Here is a 22,801-nt window from a genome sequence, read left to right on the forward strand (position 1 = left end):
CACACTCATGGGACTCGAAGAGAAGCTGCCGAGCGGATTTCTGCTGACGACGGTCGAGCAGGCCGCGGGATGGGTGCGCAAGGCGTCCGTCTTCCCCGCGACCTTCGGCCTCGCCTGCTGCGCCATCGAGATGATGACGACCGGAGCGGGCCGGTACGACATGGCCCGCTTCGGCATGGAGGTCTTCCGCGGCTCGCCGCGCCAGGCCGACCTGATGATCGTCGCCGGCCGGGTCAGCCAGAAGATGGCCCCGGTCCTGCGCCAGGTCTACGACCAGATGCCCGCCCCGAAGTGGGTGATCTCCATGGGCGTCTGCGCCTCCTCGGGAGGCATGTTCAACAACTACGCCATCGTGCAGGGCGTCGACCACGTCGTGCCCGTCGACATCTACCTGCCGGGCTGCCCGCCCCGCCCCGAGATGCTGCTCGACGCGATCCTCAAGCTCCACGAGAAGATCCAGTCCTCCAAGCTCGGCGTCAACGCGCGCGAGGCGGCCCGCGAGGCGGAGGAGGCGGCCCTCAAGGCGCTCCCCACGATCGAGATGAAGGGGCTGCTCCGGTGACCGACCAGCCGAACCGGCCGAACCAGCCGAACCGGCCGCAGGGGCCCGGTGAGCCGCACCGGACCGACGAGCCGAACCCCGAGAAGGAGCTCGCCGCGCAGAACCTGCCCGGCCAGCGCGGCGACCACGGCGAGGAGATCCGCGTCCAACGCGGCATGTTCGGCGCCGAGCGGGGCGGCGACACCTCCGGCTACGACGGCCTCGTCCGCTCCATCCGCCTCCCCGGCCCGGCCGTCCGCCCCTACGGCGGCTGGTTCGACGAGGTGGCCGACGAGCTCGAAGGCGCCCTGGAGGAACAGGGGCTCGTCCCGGAGAACGCCGTCGAGAAGACGGTCGTCGACCGGGGCGAACTCACCTTCCACATCGCCCGCGAGCACCTCGTCCGCGTCGCCCGCACCCTGCGCGACGACCCCGCGCTCCGCTTCGAGCTGTGCACGGGTGTCAGCGGGGTGCACTACCCGGGCGACAAGGGCCGCGAGCTGCACGCCGTCTACCACCTGCGCTCGCTCACCCACGGCCGGCTGATCCGGCTGGAGGTGTCCGCCCCGGACGCCGACCCGCACGTCCCGTCCCTCGTCGAGGTCTACCCGACGAACGACTGGCACGAGCGCGAGGCGTACGACTTCTTCGGCCTGGTCTTCGACGGCCACCCCGCCCTGACCCGGATCATGATGCCGGACGACTGGCAGGGCTTCCCGCAGCGCAAGGACTACCCCCTCGGCGGCATCCCCGTCGAGTACAAGGGCGCCCAGATCCCGGCTCCGGACCAGCGGAGGTCGTACTCGTGACCACACCCCCGACCGCACCCGACGCGGACGCCCGCGAGACCACCGAGGGCACCGTCTACACCGTCACCGGCGGCGACTGGGACGAGGTCGCCCAGTCCGCGGCACGGACCGACGACGAGCGGATCGTCGTCAACATGGGCCCCCAGCACCCCTCCACCCACGGCGTGCTGCGGCTCATCCTGGAGATCGACGGCGAGACCGTCACCGAGGCCCGCTGCGGCATCGGCTACCTGCACACCGGCATCGAGAAGAACCTCGAGTACCGGACGTGGACGCAGGGCACCACCTTCGTGACGCGCATGGACTACCTGACGCCGTTCTTCAACGAGGCGGCGTACTGCCTCGGCGTCGAGAAGCTCCTCGGCATCGAGGACCAGATCCCCGACCGCGCCACGGTGATCCGGGTCCTGCTCATGGAGCTCAACCGGCTCTCCTCGCACCTGGTGTGCATCGCCACCGGCGGCATGGAGCTCGGCGCCACCACGGTCATGATCTACGGGTTCCGGGACCGCGAGATGATCCTGGACCTCTTCGAGCTGATCACCGGCCTGCGGATGAACCACGCGTTCATCCGCCCCGGCGGCCTCGCCCAGGACCTGCCGCCCGGCGCCGTCGACCAGGTCCGCGAGTTCGTGCGGACCATGCGCAAGAACCTGCCGGAGTACGACAAGCTCGCCACCGGCAACCCCATCTTCAAGGCCCGCATGCAGGGCATCGGCCACCTGGACCTGACCGGCTGCATGGCCCTCGGCGCCACCGGCCCGATCCTGCGCTCCGCCGGCCTCCCGCACGACCTGCGCCGCGCCGAGCCGTACTGCGGCTACGAGACGTACGACTTCGAGGTGCCGACCGCCGACACCTGCGACGCCTACGGCCGCTTCCTGATCCGGCTGGAGGAGATGCACCAGTCGCTGAGGATCGTCGAGCAGTGCCTCGACCGGCTCGCCCCCGGGCCCGTCATGGTCGCCGACCGGAAGATCGCCTGGCCCGCGCAGCTCGCGCTCGGCCCGGACGGGCTCGGCAACTCCCTCGACCACATCAAGAAGATCATGGGCACCTCCATGGAGGCCCTGATCCACCACTTCAAGCTGGTCACCGAGGGCTTCCGGGTCCCCGCCGGCCAGGCCTACGCCGCGGTCGAGTCGCCCAAGGGCGAGCTCGGCGCCCACGTCGTCTCCGACGGCGGCACCCGCCCCTACCGGGTCCACTTCCGCGACCCGTCCTTCACCAACCTCCAGGCCATGGCGGCGATGTGCGAGGGCGGCCAGGTCGCCGACGTCATCGTCGCCGTCGCGTCCATCGACCCCGTGATGGGAGGCGTCGACCGGTGACCGACGTCCAGCTGGGGATGCCCGAACTCCCCGCCCCCGACTACCCCGCCGACGTGCGCGCCCGGCTGGAGACGGACGCCCGGGAGGTGATCGCCCGCTACCCCGACTCCCGGTCCGCGCTGCTGCCGCTGCTGCACCTCGTCCAGGCCGAGGAGGGCCACGTCACCCGCACCGGCATGCGCTTCTGCGCCGAGGTGCTCGGGCTGACCACCGCCGAGGTCACCGCCGTCGTGACCTTCTACACCATGTACCGGCGCAAGCCCTCCGGCGACTACCAGGTCGGGGTCTGCACCAACACGCTCTGCGCCGTCATGGGCGGCGACGCCATCTACGAGGAGCTCAAGCAGCACCTCGGCGTCGGCGACCAGGAGACCACCCCCGACGGCAAGGTCACCCTCGAACACATCGAGTGCAACGCCGCCTGCGACTTCGCGCCCGTCGTGATGGTCAACTGGGAGTTCTTCGACAACCAGACGCCCCAGAGCGCCAAGCGGCTCGTCGACGACCTGCGCGCCGGCCTCCCCGTCGCCCCCACCCGGGGCGCGCCGCTGTGCTCGTTCAAGGAGACGTCCCGCATCCTCGCCGGGTTCCCCGACACCCGCCCCGGCGCCGTCGAGGCGACCGGCGGCGCGGGCCCCGCCTCGCTCATCGGCCTCCGCCTCGCCAAGGGCGAGGCGCTGCCGGCGCGCGTCGTCCACCCGCGAGGCGAGTCCTCCGAGGGCGGCGCCCGCGACCAGGCCCCGCACGGCGGGCCCCAGCCCGGCTCCGGCCACCTCAGCTCGCACGACGCACCACAACAGACCTCCGCGTCCGACCCGAAGCACCCGGCCGGGCCGGTCAGCGAGGAGGGGGAGTGATGACCTTGGCCACCGAGATCGGGGAGACCAGCCCCGAGAAGCTCCTCTCGCCGGTCCTGTCCGCCTTCTGGGACGAGCCGCGCTCCTGGACCCTGGAGACCTACCGGCGGCACGACGGGTACGAAGGGCTCCGCAAGGCCCTCGCCATGACGCCGGACGAGGTCATCGCCTACGTCAAGGACTCCGGCCTGCGCGGCCGCGGCGGCGCCGGCTTCCCCACCGGGATGAAGTGGCAGTTCATCCCGCAGGGCGACGGCAAGCCGCACTACCTCGTGGTGAACGCCGACGAGTCCGAGCCGGGCACCTGCAAGGACATCCCGCTCCTCTTCGCCAACCCGCACTCCCTCATCGAGGGCATCGTGATCGCCTGCTACGCGATCAGGTCCTCGCACGCCTTCGTCTACCTGCGCGGCGAGGTCGTCCCCGTCCTGCGCCGGCTCCACGAGGCCGTGCGCGAGGCGTACGCCGCGGGCCTCCTCGGCAAGGACGTCCTCGGCAGCGGACTCGACGTCGACCTGACCGTGCACGCCGGCGCCGGCGCGTACATCTGCGGCGAGGAGACCGCGCTGCTCGACTCCCTCGAAGGGCGCCGCGGCCAGCCCCGGCTGCGCCCCCCGTTCCCCGCGGTCGCCGGCCTGTACGCCTGCCCCACCGTGGTGAACAACGTCGAGTCGATCGCCTCGGTCCCCGCGATCATGCACCGGGGCAAGGAGTGGTTCCGCTCGATGGGCAGCGAGAAGTCCCCCGGCTTCACGCTGTACTCGCTCAGCGGCCACGTCGCCGGCCCCGGCCAGTACGAGGCCCCCCTCGGCATCACGCTGCGCCAGCTGCTCGACATGAGCGGCGGCATGCGCCCCGGCCACCGGCTGAAGTTCTGGACGCCGGGCGGCTCGTCCACCCCGATGTTCACCGACGAGCACCTCGACGTGCCCCTCGACTACGAGGGCGTCGGCGCCGCCGGGTCCATGCTCGGCACCAAGGCCCTGCAGTGCTTCGACGAGACGACCTGCGTCGTCCGCGCCGTCACGCGGTGGACGGAGTTCTACGCCCACGAGTCGTGCGGCAAGTGCACCCCCTGCCGGGAGGGCACCTACTGGCTGGTGCAGCTGCTGCGCGACATCGAGGCCGGCCGGGGCGCGCTCTCCGACCTCGACAAGCTCGCCGACATCGCCGACAACATCAACGGCAAGTCGTTCTGCGCCCTCGGCGACGGCGCCGCCTCGCCGATCTTCTCCTCCCTGAAGTACTTCCGCGGGGAGTACGAGGAGCACATCACCGGCAAGGGCTGCCCCTTCGACCCGGCCAGGTCGACGGCCTGGGCGGACAACCACGTGGAGGTGACGGCATGACCGTCATGGCGTCGAACCCCGCCGGCGGCGGGGCGGCCCCGGTGCCCCCGGAGGACCTGGTCACGCTCACCATCGACGGGATCGAGACCTCCGTCCCCAAAGGGACGCTGGTCATCCGGGCCGCCGAGCAGGTCGGCATCGAGATCCCCCGGTTCTGCGACCACCCGCTCCTCGACCCGGCCGGCGCCTGCCGCCAGTGCATCGTCGAGGTCGAGGGCCAGCGCAAGCCGATGGCCTCCTGCACCATCACCTGCACCGACGGCATGGTCGTCAGGACGCAGCTCACCTCGCAGGTCGCCGAGAAGGCGCAGGTGGGCGTGATGGAGCTGCTGCTCATCAACCACCCCCTGGACTGCCCGGTCTGCGACAAGGGCGGCGAGTGCCCCCTGCAGAATCAGGCCATGTCGCACGGGCAGGCGGAGTCCCGCTTCGAGGGCCGCAAGCGCACCTACGAGAAGCCCGTCCCGATCTCCACGCAGGTGCTGCTCGACCGCGAGCGGTGCGTGCTGTGCGCCCGCTGCACCCGGTTCTCCAACCAGGTCGCGGGCGACCCGATGATCGAGCTGATCGAGCGCGGCGCCCTGCAGCAGGTCGGCACCGGCGAGGGCGACCCGTTCTCCTCGTACTTCTCCGGCAACACCATCCAGATCTGCCCCGTCGGCGCGCTGACCTCGGCGGCGTACCGCTTCCGCTCCCGCCCCTTCGACCTCGTCTCCAGCCCCTCCGTGTGCGAGCACTGCGCCGGGGGCTGCGCCACCCGCACCGACCACCGGCGCGGGAAGGTCATGCGGCGGCTCGCCGCCAACGACCCCGAGGTCAACGAGGAGTGGCTGTGCGACAAGGGACGCTTCGCGTTCCGGTACGCGCAGGCCCGTGACCGCCTCGCCACGCCGCTCGTGCGGGGCGCCGACGGCGCGCTCGCCCCCGCGTCGTGGCCGGAGGCTCTGGAGGCGGCGGCGCGCGGCCTGGTCCGCGGCCGCACCGGCGTCCTCACCGGCGGCCGGCTGACGGTCGAGGACGCCTACGCGTACGCCAAGTTCGCCCGCGTCGCCCTCGACACCAACGACATCGACTTCCGGGCGCGCGTGCACAGCAGCGAGGAGGCCGACTTCCTCGCCGCCCGCGTCGCCGGGCGGGGCCGCGACCTCGACGGCCGCGGGGTCACCCACGGCTCGCTGGAGCAGGCACCCGCGGTGCTCCTGGTGGGCGTGGAGGCCGAGGAGGAGGCGCCCGGCGTCTTCCTGCGGCTGCGCAAGGCGTGGCGCAAGCACGGGCAGCGCACCTACGCCCTCGCCCCGTACGCCACCCGCGGACTGCGGAAGGCGGGCGGCACGCTGCTGCCCGCCGCCCCCGGCACCGAGACGGAGTGGCTGGACGCGCTGGCCTCCGGCACCGGCCTGGACGGTCCGGGCGCCGCCGCCCTTGAGGCGCTGCGGGCACCGGGCGCCGTCATCGTCGTCGGCGAGCGGCTCGCGGGCGTCGCCGGCGCGCTGACCGCCGCCGTCCGGACCGCGAACGCCACCGGCGCCGAACTGGTGTGGATCCCGCGCCGGGCCGGCGAGCGCGGCGCGGTGTGGGCGGGCGCCGTCCCGTCACTGCTGCCCGGCGGGCGCCCCGCCACCGACCCCCGCGCCCGCGAGGAGACGGCGGCCGCCTGGGGCGTCGGCGAACTGCCGCACCGCTACGGCCGCGACACCGGACAGATCGTGGAGGCCGCGGCCGCCGGGGAGCTCGGCGCGCTGCTCGTCGCGGGCGTCGAGGTCGCCGACCTGCCCGACCCGGCACGCGCCCGGGAGGCGCTCGACGCGACGTTCGTGGTCTCGCTGGAGCTGCGCCCCGGCGAGGTCACCGAGCGGGCGGACGTGGTCCTGCCGGTCGCGGCCGTCGCGGAGAAGGCCGGCACCTTCCTCAACTGGGAGGGCCGCGTACGGATGTTCGAGGCCGCGCTGAAGCCCGAGCACCTCACCCGCGCGCTGCCGCCGACCGACGCGCGCGTGCTGCACATGCTGGCCGACGCCATGGACGTGCCGTTCGGCCTGCCGGACGTGCGGGCCGTGCGCCGGGAGCTGGACCGGCTCGGCCCGTGGGACGGCGCCCCGGCGGGCGACCCCGCCGAGTCCGGGCGGCCGCTGCCCAGGGCCGGCGCGGGCGAGGCCGTCCTGGCCGGCCACCGGATGCTCCTCGACCTCGGCCGCCTCCAGGAGGGCGACGAGGCGCTGGCCGGCACCCGGCACGCCGCGCCCGCCCGTCTCTCGGCCGCCACGGCGCGGGAGACCGGCGTCGCGGACGGCGGACTGCTCGAGGTCACCGGCCCCGCCGGGGCGGTACGGCTGCCGCTGCGGGTGACCGACATGCCCGACCGGGTGGTGTGGCTGCCGCTGCGGTCCACGGGCGACGGCGTCCTGTCCGACCTGGGCGCGGCCCCCGGCACGCTCGTCCGCCTCGCCCCGGTCGCCGGCGCGCCGGCGCCCTCCTCCCCACCGGCGTCGACGGACTCGACGGACCCGACCGACTCGTCGGAGGTGCGCGCATGAACCCGGTCCTCCTCGCGGCCGAGGACCTCTCCGTGTTCGGCCGCGACCCCTGGTGGCTCGTGGTCGTCAAGGCGGTCTTCTGCTTCGCCTTCCTCATGGTGACCGTGCTGATCTCCATCGTCATGGAGCGCAAGGTCGTCGCCTGGATGCAGCGGCGCATCGGCCCCAACCGGCACGGCCCCTGGGGCCTCCTCCAGTCCCTCGCGGACGGCGTCAAGCTGATGCTCAAGGAGGACGTCGTCGTCAAGCGGGCGGACAAGGTCGTCTACGTCCTCGCCCCGGTCATCTCCGCCATCCCCGCCTTCATGGCCATCGCGGTGATCCCCTTCGGGCCGGCCGGCAACGAGGTGTCGATCTTCGGCCACCGCACCACGATGCAGCTGACGGACCTCCCGGTCGCGATGCTGTACATCCTCGCGGTCGCCTCGATCGGCATCTACGGCATCGTGCTCGCCGGCTGGTCCTCCGGCTCCACCTACCCCCTGCTGGGCGGGCTCCGGGCCTGCGCGCAGATGATCTCGTACGAGATCGCGATGGGCGCGGCCTTCGCCTCCGTCTTCCTCTACTCCGGTTCCATGTCCACCTCGACGATCGTCGAGGCGCAGGCGGACCGCTGGTTCGTGGTGCTGCTCCCGGTGTCGTTCCTCATCTACATGGTGACGATGGTCGGCGAGGTGAACCGGGCCCCGTTCGACATGCCGGAGTCCGAGGGCGACCTGGTCGGCGGCTTCAACACCGAGTACAGCTCCATCAAGTTCGCGATGTTCATGCTGGCCGAGTACGTCAACATGGTCACCGTCTCGGTGGTCGCGGTCACCCTCTTCCTGGGCGGCTGGCGCGCCCCGTACCCGATCTCCGGATTCTGGGAGGGCGCGAACCACGGCTGGTGGCCGATGCTCTGGTTCGTCGGCAAGGTCGTGCTGCTGCTCTTCCTCTTCGTGTGGCTGCGCGGCACGCTGCCCCGCGTCCGCTACGACCAGCTGATGAAGCTCGGCTGGAAGGTCCTGATCCCCGTCTCGATCGTGTGGCTGATGCTCGTCGCCACCGTCCGCGCCCTGCGCAACGAGAACGTCGCCTTCCAGTCGATCGTGCTGTACGTCGCCGGTGGCGTCCTCGCCGTGCTGCTGCTCTCCTTCGTCGCCGACATGTTCCGCGAACGCAGGGCCGCCGCGGCGGCGGAGGACGAGCAGGCCGAGCAGACGGACGGGGACGGCGGGTTCGACCCGATGGCGGGCGGGTTCCCGGTGCCGCCGCTGCCCGGTCAGACCCTGCCGCCGGTCCCGCGCCGACGGCCGCGCGGTGAGCGCGAGTTGATTGCCAGTGGCCCGAGGGACACTGCGAGTGACGGAAAGGAGACGGACGGTGTCTACTGAGTCATCCCGGGGGGACACCCCACGGACCCCCTTCCAGAACCCGGTGGCCGGCTTCGGCGTGACCTTCAAGGCCATGTTCACGAAGCGGCTGACGGAGCAGTACCCGGAGGAGCCGAAGACGACGGCGCCCCGCTTCCACGGCCGGCACCAGCTCAACCGCCACCCGGACGGGCTGGAGAAGTGCGTCGGCTGCGAGCTGTGCGCCTGGGCCTGCCCCGCCGACGCCATCTACGTGGAGGGCGCGGACAACACCGACGAGGAGCGCTACTCGCCCGGCGAGCGGTACGGCCGCGTCTACCAGATCAACTACGCCCGCTGCATCCTGTGCGGCCTGTGCATCGAGGCGTGCCCGACCCGGGCGCTGACGATGACCAACGAGTTCGAGCTCGCCGACAGCTCCCGCGAGAACCTCATCTACACCAAGGAGCAGCTCCTGGCGGGCCTCGACGACAACATGGTCGACACGCCGCACGCCATCCACCCCGGGACGGACGAGCAGGACTACTACCGGGGCCTGGTCCACGGGGCCGCGCCGGGCACGGTCCGGCAGGTGGCGGTGAGCAAGGGCGAGGAGCCCGGGGAGGCCGCGGCGCCGGAGGGGACCGCGGCGCCGCAGGAGGCCGCGACGGACTTCGGCCCGACCGAGCCCGCGTCGGGGAAGGTGGTCGGGGCATGACCGCGAGCACCCTGGCAGCCGCCTACACCACCTCGACCGGCGAGGCCGTGCAGTTCTGGCTGCTGGGCACGGTCGCGGTGGTCGGGGCGCTGTGCACCGTCCTGATGCGCAAGGCCGTGCACAGCGCCCTGTGCCTTGCGGGGACGATGGTGATCCTGGCCGTCTTCTACCTCGCCAACGGCGCGTACTTCCTGGGCGTCGTCCAGATCGTCGTCTACACCGGCGCGATCATGATGCTGTTCCTCTTCGTCGTGATGCTCGTCGGCGTGACCGCCGCCGACTCGCTGAAGGAGACCCTGAAGGGCCAGCGCTGGCTGGCCGCGCTGTGCGGGCTCGGCTTCGGCGCCCTGCTCGTCGCCGGCCTCGGCCGCGCCTCGCTGGACACGTTCAACGGCCTCGGCACGGCGAACGCCGCGGGGAACGTCGAGGGCCTGGCGGCGCTCATCTTCACCAAGTACGTCTTCGCCTTCGAGATCACCGGCGCGCTCCTCATCACCGCGACGGTCGGCGCGATGGTGCTCACCCACCGCGAGCGCACCGAACCCGCCCGCAGCCAGCGGGAGCTGGCCGAGCAGCGGGTGCGCGAGGGCAAGCAGCTCCCGCCGCTCCCCGCCCCCGGCGTGTACGCCCGGCACAACGCCGTGGACGTCCCCGGCCTCCTGCCCGACGGGACCCCGTCGGAGCTCACCGTCAGCCGCACGCTGCGCAACCGCGGCCAGGTCCGCGACGTGTCGCCGCAGGCGCTGGCGGACCTGCGGGCGCTGGAGCAGCGCGCCGAGGAGCGGCTGGGCCGCGACCGGGACGGAGAGGAGGCGGCCAAGTGAATCCCGTCAACTACCTCTATCTCGCCGCCGTGTTGTTCACCATCGGCGCCGCCGGCGTGCTGGTCCGGCGGAACGCGATCGTCGTGTTCATGTGCGTGGAGCTGATGCTCAACGCCTGCAACCTCACGCTGGTGGCGTTCTCCCGGCTCCACGGCAACCTGGACGGCCAGATCATCGCGTTCTTCACGATGGTCGTCGCCGCCGCGGAGGTCGTCGTGGGGCTCGCCATCATCGTGTCCCTGTTCCGGGCCCGCCACTCGGCCTCGGTCGACGACGCCAGCCTGATGAAGCTGTAAGGGGTCGCTGCAACCGTGGAAACAGAGAACCTGATCGCGCTGCTCGTCGCGGCGCCCCTGCTCGGAGCGGCCGTCCTGCTCTGCGGCGGCCGGCGGCTGGACCGGGCCGGGCACTGGCTCGGCACGCTGCTCGCCGCCGCCTCCTTCGCCGTCGGCGCGGTCCTCTTCGCCGACATGCTGGGCCGGGGCGCCGAGGAGCGCACCCTGCACCAGCGGCTGTTCAGCTGGGTGCCGGTCGAGGGCTTCCAGGCCGACATCGCCTTCCAGCTCGACCAGCTGTCGATGACGTTCGTCCTGCTGATCACCGGCGTGGGCACGCTGATCCACGTCTACTCCATCGGGTACATGGAGCACGACGAGCGGCGCCGCCGCTTCTTCGGCTACCTCAACCTCTTCCTCGCGGCGATGCTCCTCCTCGTCGTCGCCGACAACTACCTGCTGCTGTACTTCGGCTGGGAGGGCGTCGGTCTCGCGTCCTACCTGCTCATCGGGTTCTGGCAGCACAAGCCCTCCGCGGCCACGGCCGCGAAGAAGGCGTTCCTCGTCAACCGGGTCGGCGACATCGGCCTCTCCGTGGCGATCATGCTGATGTTCACCACGTTCGGGACGTTCACCTTCGGGCCGGTGCTCGGCGCGACCGGCGGGGCGTCCGAGGGCATGCTGACGGCGATCGGGCTGATGCTGCTCCTCGCCGCGTGCGGCAAGTCCGCGCAGGTACCGCTGCAGTCGTGGCTCGGTGACGCGATGGAGGGCCCGACCCCGGTGTCGGCGCTGATCCACGCGGCGACGATGGTGACCGCCGGCGTGTACCTGATCACCCGCTCCGGGGCGATCTTCAACGCCGCGCCGGACGCGCAGCTCGCGGTCGTGGTGGTCGGCGCGGTGACGCTCCTCTTCGGTGCGATCGTCGGTTGCGCGAAGGACGACATCAAGAAGGCCCTCGCGGGCTCGACGATGTCGCAGATCGGGTACATGGTCCTCGCCGCCGGCCTCGGGCCGATCGGGTACGCCTTCGCGATCATGCACCTGGTGACGCACGGCTTCTTCAAGGCCGGGCTGTTCCTCGGCGCCGGATCGGTCATGCACGGCATGAACGACGAGGTCGACATGCGCAGGTACGGCGGGCTGCGGAAGTACATGCCCGTCACCTTCGTCACCTTCGGGCTCGGCTACCTGGCGATCATCGGTTTCCCGGGGCTGTCCGGCTTCTGGTCCAAGGACAAGATCATCGAGGCGGCCTTCGCGAAGGGCGGCACCGAGGGCTGGATCCTGGGCGCCGTCACGCTGCTGGGCGCCGGCATCACCGCGTACTACATGACCCGCGTGATGCTCATGACGTTCTTCGGCGAGAAGCGCTGGCAGCCCGCCCCCGACCCGGCCGCGGCCGACGTCGAGCCCGGCGCCGAGGCGGCCCCCGGGCGCATGCCGCACCCGCACGAGTCGCCGAAGTCCATGACGATCCCGATGATCCTGCTCGCCTTCGGGTCCGTCTTCGCCGGCGGGCTCTTCTCCCTCAACAGCGCCTTCGTGAACTGGCTCAAGCCGGTCACGGACTTCGACCACGGGCACCCACCGGTCAGCGCCGCCGTCATCACCGCGTCGACCGTGGTCGTGCTGCTCGTCGGCGTCGGCATCGCCTACGCCCAGTACGGACGCAAGCCCGTGCCGGTGGCCGCGCCCCGCGGTTCGCTGCTCACCCGGGCGGCCCGCCGCGACCTCTTCCAGGACGACGTCAACCACGTGGTCCTGGTCCGCGGCGGCGAACACCTCACCCGCTCGCTCGTCTACGTCGACCACACCCTCGTCGACGGTGTCGTCAACGGCACCGCCGCGGCGATGGGCGGTCTCTCCGGCCGGATGCGCCAACTGCAGAACGGCTTCGCCCGCTCCTACGCGGTCTCGATGTTCGGAGGTGCTGCGGTGCTGATCGCCGCGACCCTGTTGATGAGGGCGGTGTGAGCGCGATGTCCGGGACGTCCTTCCCCCTCCTCACCGCGACGGCGCTGCTGCCGGCGGCCGGCGCGATCGTCACCGCCGCCGTCCCCGCGGCCCGCCGCACGGCGGCCAAGTGGCTGGCGCTGCTCTTCTCGCTCGCCACGCTCGCCCTCGCGGTGGCCGTCATGGTGCGCTTCGACCCGGGCGGAGCCCGGTACCAGCTCACCGAGTCGCACGCCTGGATCAGCGACTTCGGCGTCCGCTACGAGCTGGGCGTGGACGGCATCGGGGTCGCCCTGATCGCCCTCACCGCCCTGCTGATCCCCTTCGTCATCCTCGCCGGATGGCACGACGCCGACCCCGAGGAGACCGGCTCCAAGCGGTGGCGCCCCACCCAGGGCTTCTTCGCGCTGATCCTCATGGTCGAGGCGATGGTGATCCTCTCCTTCGAGGCCACCGACGTCTTCCTCTTCTACGTCCTCTTCGAGGCCATGCTCATCCCGATGTACTTCCTCATCGGCGGCTTCGGGGACCGGGCCCACGCCGGGACCGACGACCGGGCGGCGGCCCAGCGGTCGTACGCGGCGGTGAAGTTCCTGCTGTACAACCTCGCCGGCGGGCTGGTCATGCTGGCCGCGGTGATCGGGCTGTACGTCGTCGCGGGCAGCTTCTCCCTCACCGAGATCGCCGCGGCGCGCGCGAGCGGCGAGCTGTCCATGGCGACCGACACCGAGCGGCTGCTCTTCCTCGGCTTCTTCCTCGCCTTCGCGGTGAAGGCGCCGCTGTGGCCGCTGCACACCTGGCTGCCGAACGCCATGGGCGAGGCCACGGCACCCGTCGCGGTGCTCATCACGGCCGTCGTCGACAAGGTCGGCACGTTCGCGATGCTCCGCTTCTGCCTGGGCCTCTTCCCCGAGGCGTCGAAGTGGGCCACCCCGGTGATCATCGCGCTGGCGCTGGTCAGCATCGTCTACGGGGCGCTGCTCGCGGTCGGCCAGCGCGACATCAAGCGCCTGATCGCGTACGCGTCGATCTCCCACTTCGGCTTCATCGTCCTCGGCATCTTCGCGATGACCAGCCAGGGCCAGAGCGGCGCCACGCTCTACATGGTCAACCACGGCATCTCGACGGCCGCGCTGATGCTGGTCGCCGGGTTCCTCATCTCCCGCCGCGGTTCGCGGCTCATCGCCGACTACGGCGGGGTGCAGAAGGTCGCGCCGGTCCTCGCCGGCACGTTCCTCGTCGGCGGGCTCGCCACGCTGTCGCTGCCCGGCCTGGCGCCGTTCGTCAGCGAGTTCCTGGTGCTGGTCGGCACGTTCGCCCGGTACCCGGTCGCGGGCGTCGTCGCCACCACCGGCATCGTGCTGGCCGCGCTCTACACGCTGGTGCTCTACCAGCGGACGATGACGGGGCCGGTCAAGGAGGAGGTCCGGGCCATGCCCGACCTGCGGCCGCGCGAGCTGGCCGTGGCGGCCCCGCTGATCGCGCTGCTGCTCGTCCTCGGCGTCTACCCGAAGCCGCTCACCGACATCGTCAACCCGGCGGTGCGGCACACCATGTCCGACGTCCAGCAGAAGGACCCCCGGCCCGACGTGGAGGCGGCCAAGTGAGCACTACGGACTTCCACACCCTGTGGACGACGGCGGCCACCGAACCGCTCGGCCGGATCCCCGCGCCGGAGATCGAGTACGGGCAGCTCGCCCCGGTCCTCATCGTGGTCGGCGCGGCGGTCCTCGGCATCCTCGTCGAGGCCGTCGTCCCGCGCCGGGCGCGCTACCACGCGCAGCTGTTCCTCAGCGCGGTGGCGCTCGCCGGCGCGTTCGCCGCGGTGATCGGCCTCGCCGTCACGGGCCACGCCACGACCAAGGCGCAGATCTCCGCCATGGGCGCCATCGCGGTCGACGGCCCCGCCCTGTTCCTCCAGGGGACGATCCTGCTGACCTCGCTCGTCGCGGTCTTCACCTTCGCCGAGCGGCGCCTCGACCCGGCCCGGCACGGCCACCGCGTCGACTCCTTCGCCGCCGAGGCGGCCGCCGTCCCGGGCAGCGAGCACGAGAAGGCCGCGGTCAGGGCGGGGTTCACCACCACCGAGGTGTTCCCGCTGGTGATGTTCGCCGTCGCGGGCATGCTCGTCTTCCCCGCCGCCAACGACCTGCTGACGCTCTTCATCGCGCTGGAGGTCTTCTCGCTGCCGCTGTACCTGCTCTGCGCCGTCGCCCGCCGCAAGCGGCTGATGTCGCAGGAGGCCGCGGTCAAGTACTTCCTGCTCGGCTCCTTCGCCTCCGCGTTCCTGCTCTTCGGCATCGCGCTGCTCTACGGCTACGCGGGCTCCGTCTCGTACGCCCGGATCGCGGACGTCGTGGACGGCGCGGTCGGCACGGTCGACCCGGCGCTCGCCGCGACGATGAGCAACGACGTCCTGCTGCTCATCGGCTTCGCGCTGGTGCTGATGGGCCTGCTGTTCAAGGTGGGCGCGGTGCCGTTCCACATGTGGACGCCCGACGTCTACCAGGGCGCGCCCACGCCGGTGACCGGCTTCATGGCGGCGGCCACCAAGGTCGCGGCGTTCGGCGCGATGCTGCGGCTGCTGTACGTGGTCCTGCCGGGGCTGCGCTGGGACTGGCGGCCCGTCATGTGGGGCGTCGCCATCGTCACCATGCTCGCCGGCGCGGTCGTCGCCATCACCCAGACCGACATCAAGCGGCTGCTCGCCTACTCGTCGATCGCGCACGCCGGGTTCATCCTCGCGGGCGTCATCGCCGCGACGCCGTCGGGCATCTCGTCCACGCTGTTCTACCTGGCGGCGTACTCGTTCGTGACGGTCGGCGCGTTCGCGGTGGTCACGCTGGTGCGGGACGCGGGCGGCGAGGCCACGCACCTGTCGAAGTGGGCCGGCCTGGGGCGGCGGTCGCCGCTGGTGGCGGCGGTCTTCGCGGTGTTCCTGCTGGCCTTCGCCGGGATCCCGCTGACGTCGGGCTTCTCGGGCAAGTTCGCCGTGTTCAAGGCGGCCGCCGAGGGCGGCGCGGGCGCCCTGGTGGTGGTCGGCGTGATCGCCTCGGCCATCGCCGCGTTCTTCTACATCCGGGTCATCGTGCTGATGTTCTTCAGCGAACCGCACCCGGAGGGGCCGACCGTCGCGGTGCCCTCGCCGCTGACCATGACGGCCATCGCCGTGGGCGTCGCCGTGACGCTCGTCCTCGGCGTGGCCCCGCAGTACTTCCTGGACCTCGCCGGACAGGCGGGGGTGTTCGTCCGCTAGCGGCGGCGGGCGACCCGGCGCGCGGAGGCGGCCGGGCGGGACGCGCGGTGACGCGCCCCGCCCGGCCGCCGCCGTGTTCAGTCCTGCCCGGCGCAGCTCACGTCGGGGTTCCACTCGTGGAACATGCCCTTGGGGTTGGGCTTGTGCAGCCACACGTGCAGGTCGTAGTGGACCTTGACGCCCTCCTCGACGCCCGACGACGGGCCGAGGAAGGGCTGCCCGAACATCACCGGGCGGTCGTCGTCGGTGGCCAGGTCCTGGTCGGCGTCCTCGACGAACCACTCCACCCCTACCAGCCGCAGCTTGCCGTCCGCCCCCTTCTCGTACATGAGGGCGGAGGGCTTGGTGGGGTCGGTCTGGTTGTTGTGCGCCGTGTTGACGTAGTGGAAGCCCATGGCTCCCTCGCCCTCCCGGGCGATGCAGCCGCGCATGGGGGTGTAGCCGTCCGCGACGGCCCGTTCCACCGAGTGGTACTTCAGCGTCGCGTTGAAGGACGCCATCAGGTCGGTGTGCGCGGAGTCCTCGTCGGCGGCCGTCGCGGGGGCCGGACCCCCCAGCAGTGCCAGGGAGGCGAGGGAGGCGACGGCGGCGGCGGTTATGGGCCCTCTCGGGTTCATGCGGTGCTCCTCGTGGGACGGCTGGCGGGCGTGCGGGGCGGCCGGTGCGGTCCGGGCGCGACCCCGTAGGAAGCATGTGACGCCGCGCGGACGGCCGCACCCGGGGGCGGGCCATCGGACGGACGGCACCCTGGCCCCGCCCGTCCCGCCGTGGCATGGTGACCGGACGCAACTGGTCCAGACCACCCGCTCCGGCGACGCCCCGGCGCGGTGGCGGGCCCACGACGGTTTCGAGGACGGGCGAGGGCGATGCGCGGCACCACGGTGTTACCAGGGGAGGACGGCGGGACCGGCGGGCGGGGGGCGCTGCCGATGCACCGCCTGGAGGTGCCGATGCCTGACGCGGTGCCGTTCGCGATCGGCACCTTCGACACCATCGGGCCGATGTCCCGGGCCGCCTTCCCCCACCGGCACACCTTCTACGAGATCGTCCACGTCACGGCCGGGCGCGGGGCGCACGTCGCCGACCTCGCCCGCTGGCCGCTGCGCCCGCCGCACCTGGGCTTCCTCACCCCCGGCCAGGTCCACCACTGGGAGGGGGCGGCGGACGTGGACGGCTCCGTCGTCCTGTTCACCGAGGACTTCCTGATCGACCACCCCGGGGACCGGCAGCTGCTGCGGCGGCTGGGCGAGCGGCCCTGGCCCACCCTGGACGAGCGGGCCGCCGAGTGGACGGCCCGGCTCCTGGCCGATCTGCACGACGAGTACGACCGGGGTGCCGACGGCCGGCCCTCGGTGCTCCGCGCCCTGCTGCACGTCCTCGTGGTCCGCGCGGCGCGGCTCTACGACGCGCACCCGGCCGCCCCGGGCCGCGCCGGGGGCCGCCCGGGGGCCGTCGCGGAGGAGTTCACCCGCCTCATCGGCCGCGGCGACCCGGCGCTGTGGTCGGTGCGCGCCTGCGCGGCTGCCGTCGGCGTGAGCGCCGGGCACCTCGCCGAGGCGGTCAAGACGGCCACCGGCCGCACCCCGGGCCAGCTCGTCCGCGAGGCCCGCGTCCACGAGGCGAAACGTCTCCTCGCCCGCACCGACCTGACCGTCCGGCAGGTCGCCGCGCGGGTCGGGTTCGGCGACCCCGCCTACTTCTGCCGCTTCTTCCGCCGCGAGACCGGCACCAGTCCGGGCGACTTCCGCCGCGGCGCGGAGGCGGGCGGCGGTATTCACCACGACCGCCGCGTCCAGTCCATCGTCCGCCCGTGACGGCGTGCGTAGGTTCGAAGCCGTTCCCCTGACCCCCCCTCCCGGACCAGGAGCAGGCATGGACGACCAGGAGCCCCGCAGTGGGCAGCCCACCCGCAAGACCGTGCTGCGCGCCGCCCTCGCGGCGGGCCTCGCCGCCCCCGCCGTGCTCGTCGGCGGGCCGGCACTGGCCCGTGCCGTCGCCGTGCCCGGCGGCGCCCCGCTGGAACCGACGCCCGCCTGCGACGACGGGGACGACCCGACGCCCCCGCAGATGGAGGGCCCGTACTTCAAGCCGAACTCGCCCCGGCGCACGTCCCTGGTGGACGCCGGCACCCCGGGCGTCCGCCTCACCGTCACCGGCTACGTCTTCGGGCGCGGCTGCCGACCCGTCCCCGGCGTCCTGCTCGACTTCTGGCAGGCCGACGTCAACGGCGCCTACGACAACGCCGGGTACCGCTTCCGCGGCCACCAGTTCACCGACGCCCAGGGCGCGTTCCGCCTCACCACGATCGTGCCGGGCCTGTACCCGGGCCGCACCCGGCACATCCACGTCAAGGCGCAGGCTCCCGGCCGCCCGGTGCTCACCACGCAGCTGTACTTCCCGGGCGAGCCCCGCAACGCCACGGACCCGCTCTTCGACCCGCGGCTGCTGATGACCGTGCGCGACGCGGGCTCCGGGGCGAAGGAGGCGGCCTTCGACTTCGTGCTCGACGTGCCGCAGACGCCCGGCCCCGGCCCCGACCCGACGACCCCGCCGCCCGGCGGGACCTGGGCGCCGGGGACCGCGTACCGGCCGGGCGACCGGGTCACGTACGGGGGCCGCGGCTACGCGTGCCTCCAGGCCCACACCGCGCAGGCGGGGTGGGAGCCGCCGAGCGCCCCCGCGCTCTGGCGCGCCGGATGACCACCACGGGGTGCGGCTGAGCCATGCGCCGCACGGCCCGGCACCCGGAGCCGGGGTGCCGGGCCACGCCCCGTGGGCGTGGCCCGACCGCGTGCGCCCGGTCGGCCCGCGGTGTCAGACGGCCGGCGTGACGCGGCCCGTGACCTCGCCCAGGCCGACCTTCGCCCCGTCCGGGCCGGGCGCCCACGCGGTGAGCGTGACCACGTCGCCGTCCTCCAGGAACGTGCGCTTGCCGCCGGACAGTTCGAGCGCGTCCCGCCCGTTCCACGTCAGCTCCAGCAGCGAACCGCGCTGGTGCGGCTCCGGGCCGCTCACCGTGCCCGAGCCGTAGAGGTCGCCGGTGCGCAGCGAGGCGCCGTTGACGGTCATGTGCGCCAGCTGCTGCGCCGCCGTCCAGTACATGGTGGAGAACGGCGGCTCGGCCACCACCTCGCCGTTGATCCGCACCGTGATGTGCAGGTCGAAGCCGCCCTGCTCCTCCTCGGCCGCGTCGTCCAGGTAGGGCAGCAGCGGGAGGTCACGGGCCGGCGGCGCCACCCGGGCGGCGTCGAGGGCCTCCAGCGGCGTCACCCACGCCGACACCGACGTGGCGAACGACTTGCCCAGGAACGGGCCGAGCGGCACGTACTCCCACGCCTGCACGTCCCGCGCCGACCAGTCGTTGAGCAGCGTCAGGCCGAAGACGTGCTCGCGGAAGTCGCCGAGCGCGACCGGCCTGCCCAGCTCGGAGGGGGTGCCGACGACGAAGCCGACCTCCGCCTCGATGTCCAGCTTGCCGGACGGGCCGAAGACGGGAGCGGCGTCGGCCGGCGCCTTGCGCTGCCCGCTGGGGCGCACCACGTCCGTGCCGGAGACGACGACCGTGCCCGAGCGGCCGTGGTAACCGATCGGCAGGTGCTTCCAGTTCGGCGTCAGCGGCTCGCCGTCCGGGCGGAACATGCGGCCCACGTTGGAGGCGTGGTGCTCGCTGGCGTAGAAGTCGACGTAGTCCGCCACCTCGAACGGCAGGTGCAGCGTCACCGCGTCGAGCGGGTGCAGCAGGGGCTCGACGTCCGCGCGGTGCGCGGGTGAGGTCAGCCAGGCGGTGAGCGCGCGGCGCACGTCCCGCCACGTCCTGCGGCCCGCCGCCATCAGCGGGTTGAGGGTCGGCTGCGCGAGCAGGTCCGCGTACGGGGAGCCGAGCGCGTGCGCCGCGGCGCCGGCGTCCAGCACATGGCCGCCGATCCGTACGCCCACCCTGCGGCGGCCGGGTTCGCCGGCGGTCGAGAACACGCCGTACGGGAGGTTGTGCGGGCCGAAGGGGTCGCCTTCGGCCAGGTCGAGCGGGCTCTGTTCGGGCTGCTCGGGCATCGGTGCTTGCCTCGCTTTCCACGTGTGTGGGGGACACGTTACGGCGGTGCCCGCGCTTCTCCCAGGTGTGGCGGGAGAGGGGCTCGTCACCCCCGCCGCGGCCGGGCCCCGGCCCCCGTCAGCCCCGGCCTGCCCGGCGGCCCCGCCCCTCCGCGGGGAGCCGGAGGCCGTCCGGTAGCGGAACGGGAACGTCCGAGTGGTCCGATCCGTACGAGAAGGTGGCGCGGACGGTCATGGAGGGTCCGCTTCCACCGGTCCATTCCGGTCGTACGTGCCGATCGCGAACATACCGGGGGTGGCGGGAAGGTGCCCACGGCGATCCAAACGGGACCGGATACGCTGACGGGAGTGAATCCAGCGACACATCGACAATCCTTGTGATCGTCAGCAGACAGGAGACCTCCTCGTGACCGCAGTCGGGCCGTTCGGGCTGAGCGTGCGGGACCAGGCTCTCGAAGCCGATGTCCAGACCGGGCTGGCGGCGGTCGAGGCCGGACTCCTCGATGCCACCAAGAGCGACGTCCCCTTCATCACGGAGGCGGCGCAGCACCTGGTCCGGGCCGGCGGCAAGCGGTTCCGCCCGCTGCTCGTGATGCTCTCCGCGCAGTTCGGCGACCCGCACGCGCCCGGTGTCGTGCCCGCGTCCGTGGTGGTCGAGCTGACGCACCTGGCGACGCTGTACCACGACGACGTGATGGACGAGGCCCTGGTGCGGCGCGGGGTGGACAGCGCCAACACCCGCTGGGGCAACTCCGTCGCCGTCCTCACGGGTGACTTCCTCTTCGCGCGGGCCTCACACATCCTGGCGGATCTCGGCCCCGAGGCCGTCCGCATCCAGGCGGGCGCGTTCGAGCGGCTGGTCACCGGGCAGATCCTGGAGACCGCGGGGCCGCGCGAGGGCCAGGACCCGGTCGAGCACTACCTCGACGTCATCGCCGGCAAGACCGGCTCGCTGGTCGCCGTGTCCGGCCGGTTCGGCGCCATGATGGCCGGCGCCGACGAGCGGACCGTGGAGATCCTCACGCAGTACGGCGAGCGGCTCGGCACCGCCTTCCAGCTCGCCGACGACGTCCTCGACATCGCCTCCGACTCCCACGAGTCCGGCAAGACCCCCGGCACCGACCTGCGCGAGGGCATCGCCACGCTGCCCGTCCTGCACCTGCGCGCCCTCGCCGAGCAGCACGGCCGCGCCGAGGACCTGGAGCTGGTGGAACTGCTGGACGGCGACCTGACGGACGACGCCCTGCACGCCGAGGCGCTGCGCCGGCTGCGTGCCCACCCCGCGCTGGAGCTGGCCCGCCGGGACACCGTGCGGTACGCCCAGGAGGCGCGGGCCATGCTCGCCCCGCTGCCGGACGGGTACGCCAAGTCCGCGCTCGTCGAGCTGTGCGACCTGGTCGTCCACCGCGCGGGCTGACACCGGCCCGGCGGCGGGCGGTCGCACCACCGGCGCCCGCGTGCCGTCCCGGACCTGTGCCGTGCCGTACCCGTGCCGGGTCGGTGCCGTGCCGGGCGGGGCCTGTGCCGTCCCGTACCCGTGCGGGTGAGGGTCTCAGGGGCGGGTCATCCCTGAGAGGTACGGCAAGTTGATGCCGCGGGCTGACGTCCGCGGGCCGCGGATTGGGTGCAATGGATACCACCACACCACGGAGGTAGCGCACACATGGCACCGAACGACAGCGACGCAAGGACCGCACGTCCCGTGCGCGCGAAGGTCACGCGGTACGCGGTCCCGGTAGCGGTGGCGGGGGTGGCCGCGGCGACGATCGGGCTCGTCCCGGCGCTCGCGGCGGCCGGCGACCCCGACCTGCCGAAGATCACCGCCCAGCAGCTGATAGAGAAGATCGCCGCGTCGGACACCCAGCAGATGTCCGGCACCCTGAAGGTCAGCACCGACCTCGGGCTGCCGTCCGTCGCGGGCCTCGGCGACCTGCTCGGCGACTCGGGGGCGGCCGCGTCCGCCGACGCGCAGCTGATGAAGCTGGCGTCCGGTACCCACACCCTGCGGGTCGCGGCCGACGGGCCGGACCGGCAGCGGCTGACCGTCCAGGACGGCGCCGACGAGTACACCCTCGTCCACAACGGCGACGAGGTGTGGGCGTACGACAGCAAGGCCGGTGAGGCCGTGCACGAGAAGGACCCGGCCGCGCCCACCGGGCGCGGTGCCGAGCGCGGCCCCGGCTCCGACGCGGGGCAGCAGCCGCCCGTCACGCCCGGCGACCTCGCCTCGCAGGCGCTGGAGGCGGTCGACGCCACCACGTCCGTCACCGTCGAGGGCACGGCGCGGGTGGCCGGACGGGACGCCTACCAGCTGGTCATCAGGCCCAGGCAGAGCGGTTCCACCATCGGGTCCGTGAAGGTGGCGGTCGACGCGCGCAACGGCGTCCCGCTGAAGTTCACGCTCACCCCGAGGGACGGCGGCAAGGCGGCGCTGGACGCCGGCTTCACCAAGGTCGACTTCTCGCGGCCGGACGCCTCGGTGTTCGCGTTCACGCCGCCGAAGGGCACGAAGGTCACCGGGCCGGAAGGCGCCGGGGCGGGCGCGGACGGGCCGGCCGCCGAGCTGAAGGAGAAGGACGGCAAGGCCGTCGAGGAGGGTCTGAAGGGGCTGGAGGGCCTGGCCGGCGCCGACGGCTTCCAGGGGCTGAACGTCCTCGGCGAGGGCTGGACCACCGTGGTCGAGGTCGCGGGGCCGGGCGCGGACGCGGCGGCCCCGGCGCCGCGGCGGGACGGCGGCGCGGGCGGCGCCGGGGAGAAGAAGGACGGACTGCCGCCCGAGGCGCAGCAGTTCCTCGACGGCCTCGGCGACCGGGTCACCGGCACCTTCGGCTCCGGCATGGTCTTCAAGACCCGCCTGGTCAACGCCCTGATGACGGACGACGGCCGGATGTACGTCGGCGCCGTGACCCCGCAGGCGCTGGTCGCGGCGGCGGACGGCGCCACCAGGTGACGGCGGCCGCACGGAGG

At 72.8% G+C, this 22,801-nt stretch carries 19 protein-coding genes; 17 read left to right on the forward strand and 2 right to left on the reverse strand.

Annotation, left to right across the window (positions count from 1 at the left end):
* Window positions 1-7 precede the first annotated feature (7 nt).
* The 13 genes from LPA54_RS11315 to nuoN all read left to right on the forward strand — a co-directional run bounded on the left by LPA54_RS11315 (window position 8) and on the right by nuoN (window position 15,784).
* Window positions 8-562 (forward strand): NADH-quinone oxidoreductase subunit B family protein, encoded by a 555-nt coding sequence (locus LPA54_RS11315; protein WP_058945140.1) that lies wholly within the window; start codon window positions 8-10, stop codon window positions 560-562.
* A gap of 104 nt (window positions 563-666) precedes the next feature.
* On the forward strand, window positions 667-1,350 hold the full coding sequence (locus LPA54_RS11320) for an NADH-quinone oxidoreductase subunit C (RefSeq protein ID WP_228976644.1): 684 nt from the start codon (window positions 667-669) through the stop codon (window positions 1,348-1,350).
* Window positions 1,347-2,681 (forward strand): NADH-quinone oxidoreductase subunit D, encoded by a 1,335-nt coding sequence (locus LPA54_RS11325; protein WP_228976426.1) that lies wholly within the window; start codon window positions 1,347-1,349, stop codon window positions 2,679-2,681. Before LPA54_RS11320 ends, LPA54_RS11325 begins: the two co-directional genes overlap by 4 nt.
* Before the next feature lie 17 nt (window positions 2,682-2,698).
* Window positions 2,699-3,538, forward strand: a complete 840-nt coding sequence (gene nuoE / locus LPA54_RS11330; protein ID WP_228976645.1) for an NADH-quinone oxidoreductase subunit NuoE — start codon at window positions 2,699-2,701, stop codon at window positions 3,536-3,538.
* Window positions 3,538-4,887 carry an NADH-quinone oxidoreductase subunit NuoF gene (nuoF, locus tag LPA54_RS11335; RefSeq protein WP_228976429.1) on the forward strand — a complete coding sequence of 450 codons (1,350 nt, stop codon included), beginning with the start codon at window positions 3,538-3,540 and terminating at the stop codon, window positions 4,885-4,887. Before nuoE ends, nuoF begins: the two co-directional genes overlap by 1 nt.
* Window positions 4,884-7,421 carry an NADH-quinone oxidoreductase subunit G gene (locus LPA54_RS11340; protein WP_228976431.1) on the forward strand — a complete coding sequence of 846 codons (2,538 nt, stop codon included), beginning with the start codon at window positions 4,884-4,886 and terminating at the stop codon, window positions 7,419-7,421. Before nuoF ends, LPA54_RS11340 begins: the two co-directional genes overlap by 4 nt.
* Window positions 7,418-8,794 carry an NADH-quinone oxidoreductase subunit NuoH gene (gene nuoH, locus LPA54_RS11345; RefSeq protein ID WP_228976433.1) on the forward strand — a complete coding sequence of 459 codons (1,377 nt, stop codon included), beginning with the start codon at window positions 7,418-7,420 and terminating at the stop codon, window positions 8,792-8,794. The genes LPA54_RS11340 and nuoH overlap by 4 nt, the downstream gene beginning before the upstream one ends.
* Entirely contained in the window at window positions 8,784-9,470 is a 687-nt protein-coding gene (gene nuoI / locus LPA54_RS11350; RefSeq protein ID WP_228976436.1) for an NADH-quinone oxidoreductase subunit NuoI, read from the forward strand. Before nuoH ends, nuoI begins: the two co-directional genes overlap by 11 nt.
* Window positions 9,467-10,294, forward strand: coding sequence for an NADH-quinone oxidoreductase subunit J (locus LPA54_RS11355; RefSeq protein WP_228976438.1), 828 nt, complete (start codon window positions 9,467-9,469; stop codon window positions 10,292-10,294). The genes nuoI and LPA54_RS11355 overlap by 4 nt, the downstream gene beginning before the upstream one ends.
* Window positions 10,291-10,590 carry an NADH-quinone oxidoreductase subunit NuoK gene (gene nuoK, locus LPA54_RS11360; RefSeq protein WP_058945132.1) on the forward strand — a complete coding sequence of 100 codons (300 nt, stop codon included), beginning with the start codon at window positions 10,291-10,293 and terminating at the stop codon, window positions 10,588-10,590. Before LPA54_RS11355 ends, nuoK begins: the two co-directional genes overlap by 4 nt.
* Window positions 10,591-10,605: 15 nt before the next feature.
* Window positions 10,606-12,549 (forward strand): NADH-quinone oxidoreductase subunit L, encoded by a 1,944-nt coding sequence (gene nuoL, locus LPA54_RS11365; protein WP_228976439.1) that lies wholly within the window; start codon window positions 10,606-10,608, stop codon window positions 12,547-12,549.
* A 5-nt stretch (window positions 12,550-12,554) separates the two neighbouring features.
* The gene (locus LPA54_RS11370) at window positions 12,555-14,135 is read left to right on the forward strand and encodes an NADH-quinone oxidoreductase subunit M (RefSeq protein WP_228976647.1); all 1,581 of its coding nucleotides are present in this window, start codon (window positions 12,555-12,557) and stop codon (window positions 14,133-14,135) included.
* A complete protein-coding gene (gene nuoN, locus LPA54_RS11375) occupies window positions 14,132-15,784 on the forward strand; it encodes an NADH-quinone oxidoreductase subunit NuoN (RefSeq protein ID WP_228976441.1) in 1,653 nt (550 codons plus the stop codon). The genes LPA54_RS11370 and nuoN overlap by 4 nt, the downstream gene beginning before the upstream one ends.
* 77 nt (window positions 15,785-15,861) lie before the next feature.
* Here the strand turns inward: nuoN and LPA54_RS11380 are convergent, their stop codons facing one another.
* Window positions 15,862-16,401, reverse strand: a complete 540-nt coding sequence (locus tag LPA54_RS11380; RefSeq protein ID WP_228976442.1) for a hypothetical protein — start codon at window positions 16,399-16,401, stop codon at window positions 15,862-15,864.
* A 249-nt stretch (window positions 16,402-16,650) separates the two neighbouring features.
* Here LPA54_RS11380 and LPA54_RS11385 point away from each other — a divergent pair, with 249 nt between their 5' ends.
* The gene (locus tag LPA54_RS11385; protein WP_228976444.1) at window positions 16,651-17,598 is read left to right on the forward strand and encodes an AraC family transcriptional regulator; all 948 of its coding nucleotides are present in this window, start codon (window positions 16,651-16,653) and stop codon (window positions 17,596-17,598) included.
* 58 nt (window positions 17,599-17,656) lie between these two features.
* Entirely contained in the window at window positions 17,657-18,484 is an 828-nt protein-coding gene (locus LPA54_RS11390) for a carbohydrate-binding protein (RefSeq protein ID WP_228976446.1), read from the forward strand.
* Between the two features lie 114 nt (window positions 18,485-18,598).
* On the opposite strand, the gene fahA is transcribed toward LPA54_RS11390, so the two are convergent.
* Entirely contained in the window at window positions 18,599-19,834 is a 1,236-nt protein-coding gene (gene fahA / locus LPA54_RS11395; RefSeq protein ID WP_228976449.1) for a fumarylacetoacetase, read from the reverse strand.
* Window positions 19,835-20,240: 406 nt separating this feature from the next.
* Between fahA and LPA54_RS11400 the strand changes: the two genes are divergently transcribed.
* Complete coding sequence (locus LPA54_RS11400) at window positions 20,241-21,251, forward strand: polyprenyl synthetase family protein (protein ID WP_228976451.1); 1,011 nt, start codon at window positions 20,241-20,243, stop codon at window positions 21,249-21,251.
* 246 nt (window positions 21,252-21,497) lie between these two features.
* Complete coding sequence (locus LPA54_RS11405; protein WP_228976453.1) at window positions 21,498-22,784, forward strand: sigma-E factor regulatory protein RseB domain-containing protein; 1,287 nt, start codon at window positions 21,498-21,500, stop codon at window positions 22,782-22,784.
* The last annotated feature ends 17 nt before the right edge of the window (window positions 22,785-22,801 follow it).

The sequence above is a fragment of the Streptomyces sp. DH12 genome (assembly GCF_020873895.1).
Lineage (GTDB): Bacteria > Actinomycetota > Actinomycetes > Streptomycetales > Streptomycetaceae > Streptomyces.